General features: G+C 45.0%; 3 protein-coding genes and 1 pseudogene. 1 reads left to right on the top strand and 3 read right to left on the bottom strand.

Features of this window, described 5'->3' with window-relative positions:
* Positions 1–1,391: pseudogene (locus tag ACRD7P_RS19300) on the bottom strand (hypothetical protein); the annotation flags it as partial.
* A gap of 420 nt (positions 1,392–1,811) precedes the next feature.
* Between ACRD7P_RS19300 and ACRD7P_RS19295 the strand changes: the two are divergent.
* Positions 1,812–3,401 carry a peptide chain release factor 3 gene (locus ACRD7P_RS19295; protein WP_430909378.1) on the top strand — a complete coding sequence of 530 codons (1,590 nt, stop codon included), beginning with the start codon at positions 1,812–1,814 and terminating at the stop codon, positions 3,399–3,401.
* A gap of 7 nt (positions 3,402–3,408) precedes the next feature.
* Here ACRD7P_RS19295 and ACRD7P_RS19290 read toward each other — a convergent pair whose 3' ends face one another.
* Positions 3,409–3,720, bottom strand: coding sequence for a DUF3467 domain-containing protein (locus ACRD7P_RS19290; RefSeq protein WP_430909376.1), 312 nt, complete (start codon positions 3,718–3,720; stop codon positions 3,409–3,411).
* 65 nt (positions 3,721–3,785) lie between these two features.
* Complete coding sequence (gene rpoC, locus ACRD7P_RS19285; protein ID WP_430909375.1) at positions 3,786–8,084, bottom strand: DNA-directed RNA polymerase subunit beta'; 4,299 nt, start codon at positions 8,082–8,084, stop codon at positions 3,786–3,788.
* Positions 8,085–8,104: the final 20 nt, after the last annotated feature.

Here is an 8,104-nt window from a genome sequence, read left to right as displayed (position 1 = left end):
CGATAGTTCACGTCCTCCGTACCATCGGTATCCGGCAGGTCGTTCGCAGGGTCGTCGATCTCGTCGTTCACGTCGAATCCGTCGTTCACATCGGACCCCTCGTAACCGTCGTCAAGACCGTCGCCATCCGTATCCACACCTGTAAAGGTCTGGTCCGGGATGCCGTCAAAGTTGAAATCGTTCCCCTCATTGTTATCGGGGACCGTATCGTTGTCGCTGTCCAAATCCCGATAATCAGGGGCATCATCACCGTCAAAATCAATGGGGTCAACACCATTATTTCCCGTTCCTTCATATGCATCGTCCAAGCCATCGGCATCCGTATCGTTTCCGGTCGGTGGCACATATCCTGCCGTGGGCTGCCCTTCTATATTGTCCGGAATACCATCATTATCAGAATCGATATCCCTAAAATCGGGCTTGGTATCACCATCAGAATTGATGGGATCGAGGCCCGAAGAAGTATATACATCGTCAAGGCCATTTTCATCGGCATCCTGACCGGAAGGGGGAAGAAAACCTTCCGTTGTCTGCGCTTCCACAATATCCAAGATACCGTCGTTGTCCGTATCGATATCCAATTGATCGGGAATGTTATCCCCATCGGTATCAAAAGGAACCAATCCATCTTCATAGGCATCATCAATGCCATTTCCGTCCCGGTCGCCCCTTGGCGGTACATAGCCTTCGGAGGTCTGCGCCTCTACCTTGTCCTTTATACCATCATTATCCGCGTCAAAATCGCGATAATCGGGATACTCATCGTCATCGCTATTAATCGGTATGATTCCAAAACCAAATGCTCCTTCATAGGCATCGTCCAAACCGTTTTGATTGGCATCTATACCAGAAGGCGCTACATATGTTAAAAATGGCTGCGCCTCAATATTGTCCCGTATACCGTCAATATCGGAATCAACATCAACATAATCGGGTCGAACCGAACGATCGGAGTTTATGGGAACGATACCAAAACCAAAGTCCCCTTCATAAGCGTCATCCAGCCCATTACCATTCGCATCGATACCAGAAGGTGGAACGTAAGCGCTTGTTCGCTGTGCTTCATAATTGTCTAGAATACCATCGCCGTCCGAATCAATATCCTCATAGTTGGGAATACCATCCCCGTCGGTATCCGTGGGATTGGTATCGGGATTGTTATCCCCATCGCTATTGATGTCCTCTACCCTATCCAGGATACCATCATCATCGTCATCTAAATCAGCGGGATCGTCGACCAGAGCGGCAATACGAATCGCATAGTTACCGCTGTTCGAGGGAATCTCGTTTGCCCGAGCAGTCAAAAAACCAGAAAAGGTAAACGCGAACAAACAAAGGCTACTGAGTGCGTATACCTTGTTTTTACGCGAGAATAATGTAATAATTTCCATAAGTGTTAGCAATTTAAGACCTGCCATTCAGCAGGCGGGTTACCAATCACCACGGCCTGTAGCTTACATTACAATAGGATAAGAAGTTGGGACAACTTTTGTTAATTGATTTGCAAGATAAAGTTAAAAACTCGATCCTCAAATTGTTTGGAAAGCCTAAATTATGAAATGTCTTTCAAAACCCTGATTATTCGTTAAACTGCATTTTTTCTTCTTTTAGGTACGTAAAAGATAGTCAAAAAGATGTTTTCACCTTATAATAACATCCCAAACACCTTTGGGAACAGCCAAAAAAACCTAATCTGATCAGGTAAAAAAAAAGCCGCTCCCATACCCGACAAACGAAAACGTTTACGAGAATAAGGGCTCCAGTATTCCTTGAAAATGGATATTTCCCGTATTTTTGCCCAAATTTTTTTTATGACCTTCAAAGAAGAAATACAGCGCAGAAGAACGTTCGGGATCATTTCCCACCCCGATGCGGGTAAAACGACCTTGACCGAAAAACTGCTGCTTTTTGGAGGGGCCATACAGGAAGCAGGCGCCGTAAAGAACAATAAAATAAAAAAAACGGCTACCAGCGACTTCATGGAAATTGAGCGACAACGCGGTATTTCCGTAGCCACCTCGGTTCTTGCGTTCATTTACCGCGATAAAAAAATCAATATTCTGGACACTCCTGGGCATAAAGATTTTGCGGAGGACACTTTCCGTACGCTTACCGCGGTAGACAGCGTAATCGTGGTCATCGATGTTGCCAAAGGTGTGGAGGAACAAACGGAAAAGCTGGTTTCGGTCTGTAGAATGCGAAACATTCCCATTATCGTGTTTATCAATAAACTCGATCGCGAAGGGAAAGATGCCTTTGACCTTTTGGACGAAGTCGAACAAAAGCTAGGCCTTCGGGTAACACCGCTGAGCTTTCCCATAGGTATGGGGTACGATTTTAAGGGCATTTATAACATCTATGAAAAGAACATTAACCTTTTTAGTGGGGAAAGCAAAAAAAATATAGAAGAAACCATTGCGTTCGACTCGTTGGAAAGCAGTGAATTGGAAAATGTAATCGGAGAAAATGCGGCGGCCACTTTAAGGGACGACCTGGAATTGGTGGACGGGGTGTACCCGCCCTTTGATCAAAAAGCGTATTTGGAAGGAACACTACAGCCTGTATTTTTTGGCTCTGCCCTAAACAATTTTGGGGTACGGGAGTTATTGGACTGTTTTATTGATATCGCTCCTACACCCAAAGCTAAAATGGCCGAAGAACGTATGGTAGAGTCGGATGAGACCGCACTTACCGGTTTTGTTTTTAAAATCCACGCCAATATGGATCCCAAGCATCGGGACCGATTGGCCTTCGTTAAAATTGTATCGGGTACTTTTGAGCGCAACAAGCCCTATTTACATGTTCGTCAGGGGAAAAAACTGAAGTTTTCAAGCCCCAACGCATTTTTTGCCGAAAAAAAGGAAATCGTTGATATCTCGTATCCCGGTGATATCGTTGGACTGCACGATACCGGTAATTTCAAGATCGGGGACACCTTAACGGAAGGCGAACAATTGAATTACAAGGGAATCCCGAGTTTTTCACCGGAACACTTTAGGTATATCAACAATGCCGATCCAATGAAGTCGAAACAGCTCTATAAGGGCATCGATCAATTGATGGACGAAGGGGTCGCGCAGTTGTTTACCTTGGAATTGAACGGGAGAAAGGTAATCGGTACCGTTGGTGCACTACAATTTGAGGTAATACAATACCGATTGGAGCATGAGTACGGCGCCAAATGTTCCTATGAGAACTTTCCGGTATTTAAAGCCTGTTGGGTGGAAGCGGAAGATCCTAAAAACGATGAATTCAAGGAATTCAAAAGAATCAAACAGAAATTTCTGGCTCAGGACAAGCAGGGCCAGACCGTGTTCTTGGCGGACTCCCAGTTCTCCTTACAAATGACCCAACAAAAATACCCCAGCGTAAAACTTCATTTCACCTCGGAGTTCAATTGATTTCGGATCAAGCTTCACCTGTTGGACCAAAATTTAAAGGTATCGAAGGCTGTTCATAATCTTTTATGGTTCCGTGCGCCTTCTCAAAACGGTTTACATTATCGCTAAGGGCCTTCAAAAACTTTTTGGCGTGTTGGGGCGTGAGTACGATCCGACTCTTTACTTTCGCTTTGGGCGCACCGGGCATCATGCTAATGAAATCGACAACAAACTCTGAAACGGAGTGGTTGATTATCGCCAAATTGGAATAGGTGCCCTCGGCCGTTTTTTCGTCCAACTCGATATTGATCTGCTTTTGTTTTTGTTCTTTCTCGCTCATGGTTCCAAACTATTTTTCAAAAAAAAACCCCTGATACAAGATCAGGGGTCCATTTTCTATTTACATTAAAATTTCAAGGCTTCCTTTCGGGCCATAATTTCATCGTACTCTTCTTTCGAACCTACGATGATGTTCTCATAATCGCGCATTCCGGTACCTGCTGGAATTCGATGTCCGACGATAACATTTTCCTTTAATCCTTCCAAACTATCCACTTTTCCGCTGACGGCGGCTTCGTTAAGTACCTTGGTCGTTTCCTGGAACGATGCTGCGGAGATGAAAGACTTCGTTTGTAACGAGGCCCTTGTAATTCCTTGCAAAATCGGCGTTGCCGTAGCGGCTACCGCATCCCTTGCCGTAACAAGTGCCTTATCGGCACGCTTCAATATGGAATTTTCATCGCGCAATTCGCGTACGGTAGTGATCATACCGGCTTTTAGATTTTCCGATTCCCCTGCTTCCATAACGACCTTCTTCCCGAAAATACCATCATTCTCGTTAATAAAATCATCTTTATGGACCAATTGGTTTTCTAAGAAAATAGTATCACCCGGATCTTGGATCCTTACTTTACGCATCATCTGACGTACAACGACCTCAAAATGCTTGTCGTTGATCTTCACCCCTTGCAAACGGTATACTTCCTGTACTTCGTTAACTAGGTATTGTTGTACCGCGGAAGGTCCTTTTATCGAAAGGATATCTTCAGGCGTTACCGAACCGTCCGATAATGGCATTCCGGCCCTCACATAATCGTTCTCTTGTACCAAAATTTGATTGGACAATTTGACCAGATATTTTTTGACCTCGCCCAATTTCGATTCGATAATGATCTCACGGTTTCCACGTTTGATCTTACCAAAGGAAACAACTCCGTCAATTTCGGATACTACCGCAGGGTTCGAAGGGTTTCGCGCTTCAAATAGCTCGGTCACCCTTGGAAGACCACCCGTAATATCCCCTGCTTTGGCGGACTTACGTGGTATCTTGACCAACGTTTTACCTTCCTTGATCTTATCACCGTCGTCGACCATGATATGGGAACCTACCGGCAGGTTATAGGAACGTAATACCTCGTCCTTCGCATTTTTGATCAAAAGCGTAGGGATGAGTTTTTTGTTCCTTGATTCCGAGATTACTTTTTCTTGGAATCCTGTCTGTTCGTCAATTTCCACTTGGTACGTAACCCCTTGCTCGATATTCTCGTAGGCAATCTTACCCGGAAATTCGGATACGATGACCCCGTTATAAGGATCCCACGAACAAATAGTCGTGTCTTTATCTATTTTGGCTCCGTTCTTAATAAACAATTGAGAACCGTAAGGAATGTTATTGGTACTTAAGGTGATACCCGTTTTGGCATCTACGATCTTAATTTCAGATGTTCTTGAAATTACGATTTCGGCGGCGTTCCCTTCGGAATCTTCTCCTTTAACAGTTCGCAGATCCTCGATTTCCGCTACCCCGGCAAATTTCGCTACCAGTTTGTTTTCTTCGGAAATGTTTCCTGCAATACCACCCACGTGGAACGTACGCAAGGTCAGCTGCGTTCCCGGTTCACCGATCGATTGTGCCGCAACAACACCAACGGCTTCCCCTCGCTGTACCATTTTATTGGTAGAAAGGTTTCGCCCGTAGCATTTCGCGCAAATTCCCTTCGGTGCTTCACAGGTTAAAGCGGAACGTACTTCAATTTTCTCGATAGGAGAAGCTTCCACACGTTTTACATCGGCCTCCATAATTTCCTGCCCTGCACTCAGCAACAATTCCTCGTTCAAAGGATTGTAAACATCATGTAAAGAAACACGTCCTAAAATACGTTCTCCGAGCGACTCCACGATTTCTTCGTTCTTTTTCAACGGAGCGACTTCTACACCTCTTAGGGTTTCACAATCTTCGATGTTAATAATCACATCTTGGGAAACATCGACCAAACGACGGGTAAGGTATCCTGCATCGGCCGTTTTCAAAGCGGTATCCGCCAATCCTTTACGAGCACCGTGCGTTGATATAAAGTATTCCAAGATCGATAGCCCTTCCTTAAAGTTGGAAAGGATCGGGTTTTCGATAATCTCTCCACCACCGGCAGTCGATTTCTTTGGTTTCGCCATCAATCCACGCATACCTGTCAGCTGACGGATCTGTTCTTTGGAACCCCTTGCACCGGAATCAAGCATCATATACACGGAGTTAAACCCTTGCTGGTCTTCCCGGATACGTTTCATGGCCAAATCGGTCAGCATTACGTTCGTTGAAGTCCATACATCGATAACCTGGTTATAACGTTCGTTGTTGGTAATCAATCCCATGTTATAATTCGCCATAATACCATCGACCTGGCCATTGGCATCGTCGATCATATCATGCTTTTCTTGAGGAATGATAATATCCCCAAGACTAAAGGACAAGCCACCTTTAAAGGCAAACTCGTATCCCATGGTCTTGATCTTATCCAAGAACGCGGCCGTAGTCGGTACATCGGTAACCGCTAAAATACGGCCGATGATGTCCCTTAAGGCTTTTTTGTTCAGTACGGAGTTTACATATCCCGCTGCTTCCGGAACTACCTGGTTGAACAATACCCTACCTACCGTGGTAGGAATGATCTGGTTCACCAATGCGCCTTCTTCATTGAAATCCTTTGCACGTACTTTTATACCTGCATTCAGATCGAGCATGCCTTCATTGAAGGCAATGACTACCTCTTCAAAGGAATAGAAGGTAAGCCCTTCTCCTTTTATAGGAACTTCCTTGGTAGACTTTCGTTCCTTGGTCATATAATATAGCCCCAAAACCATATCCTGGGAAGGCACCGTAATCGGTGATCCGTTCGCAGGGTTCAGTATGTTGTGGGACGCTAACATCAACAGTTGTGCTTCCAAAATGGCCTCTGGCCCCAATGGAAGGTGTACCGCCATTTGGTCACCATCAAAATCCGCATTAAAGGCCGTACAGACCAAGGGGTGCAAACGTATTGCCTTACCTTCGATCAATTTTGGCTGAAACGCCTGAATTCCCAAACGGTGCAAAGTAGGGGCCCGGTTCAATAACACTGGATGTCCCTTTAACACATTTTCAAGGATATCCCAAACGACAGGCTCTTTCTTGTCTATAATTTTCTTTGCGGATTTTACCGTTTTCACGATTCCGCGTTCGATCAGTTTTCGGATTACGAAAGGCTTATAGAGTTCGGCCGCCATATCTTTTGGAAGACCACACTCGAACAAGCTCATTTCGGGACCAACGACGATTACCGAACGTGCCGAATAATCCACACGTTTTCCCAGAAGGTTTTGACGGAAACGTCCTTGCTTTCCTTTTAGGGAATCCGAAAGCGATTTTAGGGGTCGGTTCGATTCCGTTTTTACCGCAGAAGCTTTTCTGGTGTTATCGAACAACGAATCCACAGCTTCCTGAAGCATCCGTTTTTCGTTTCGAAGAATTACTTCCGGCGCCTTGATCTCTACCAATCGCTTCAAACGATTGTTCCGTATGATAACCCTTCTGTACAGGTCGTTCAAATCGGAGGTTGCAAAACGGCCACCATCCAATGGAACCAAGGGACGCAATTCCGGTGGAATAACGGGAATCACTTTCATGATCATCCACTCCGGATTGTTTTCCCTATTGTCCTGTGATTCGCGTAACGCTTCCACTACCTGAAGTCTTTTTAGGGCTTCGGTCTTCCTTTGTTTGGAGGTTTCGGTGTTTGCTTTATGACGAAGGTCGTAGGACAACTGTTTTAAATCGATTCTGGCCAGCAGGTCGATCAAACATTCCGCTCCCATTTTAGCAATAAACTTGTTGGGATCGGAATCTTCCAAATATTGGTTCTCCGCTGGAATCGATTCCAAGATGTTCAAATATTCCTCTTCGGTAAGGAAATCCATTTTATTGATTTCCTCGCCGTCGACTCCCTGGGCTACCCCTGGTTGGATCACGACATACCGTTCGTAATAGATGATCATGTCCAATTTCTTGGACGGAAGTCCCAAAAGGTACCCGATTTTGTTCGGTAAGGAACGGAAATACCAGATATGCGCTACCGGTACCACCAAGTTGATGTGACCCACGCGATCTCTACGTACTTTTTTCTCCGTAACCTCTACCCCACAGCGGTCACAAACAATTCCGCGGTAACGAATTCGTTTGTATTTCCCACAGGCGCACTCATAGTCCTTAACGGGACCAAAGATACGCTCACAGAATAACCCATCACGCTCTGGTTTGTGGGTTCTATAATTTATCGTCTCAGGTTTTAAAACTTCCCCTCTTGACTCTGCCAAAATGGATTCTGGAGAGGCCAAGCCAATGGAAATTTTATTGAACCTTTTTTGTGGTGTATTATCGTTTATTCTAGCCATTTTATATGGTACTCTAAATT

The sequence above is a fragment of the Maribacter sp. 2-571 genome, from assembly GCF_050589625.1.
Classification (GTDB): domain Bacteria; phylum Bacteroidota; class Bacteroidia; order Flavobacteriales; family Flavobacteriaceae; genus Pelagihabitans.
This window is presented reverse-complemented; position numbering and strand designations above follow the sequence as displayed.

Excerpts from the sequence above, each read along its gene's own strand:
- ACRD7P_RS19295 (WP_430909378.1), top strand. The coding sequence starts at position 1,812 with ATGACCTTCAAAGAAGAAATACAGCGCAGAAGAACGTTCGGGATCATT.
- ACRD7P_RS19290 (WP_430909376.1), bottom strand. The coding sequence starts at position 3,720 with ATGAGCGAGAAAGAACAAAAACAAAAGCAGATCAATATCGAGTTGGAC.
- rpoC (WP_430909375.1), bottom strand. The coding sequence starts at position 8,084 with ATGGCTAGAATAAACGATAATACACCACAAAAAAGGTTCAATAAAATT.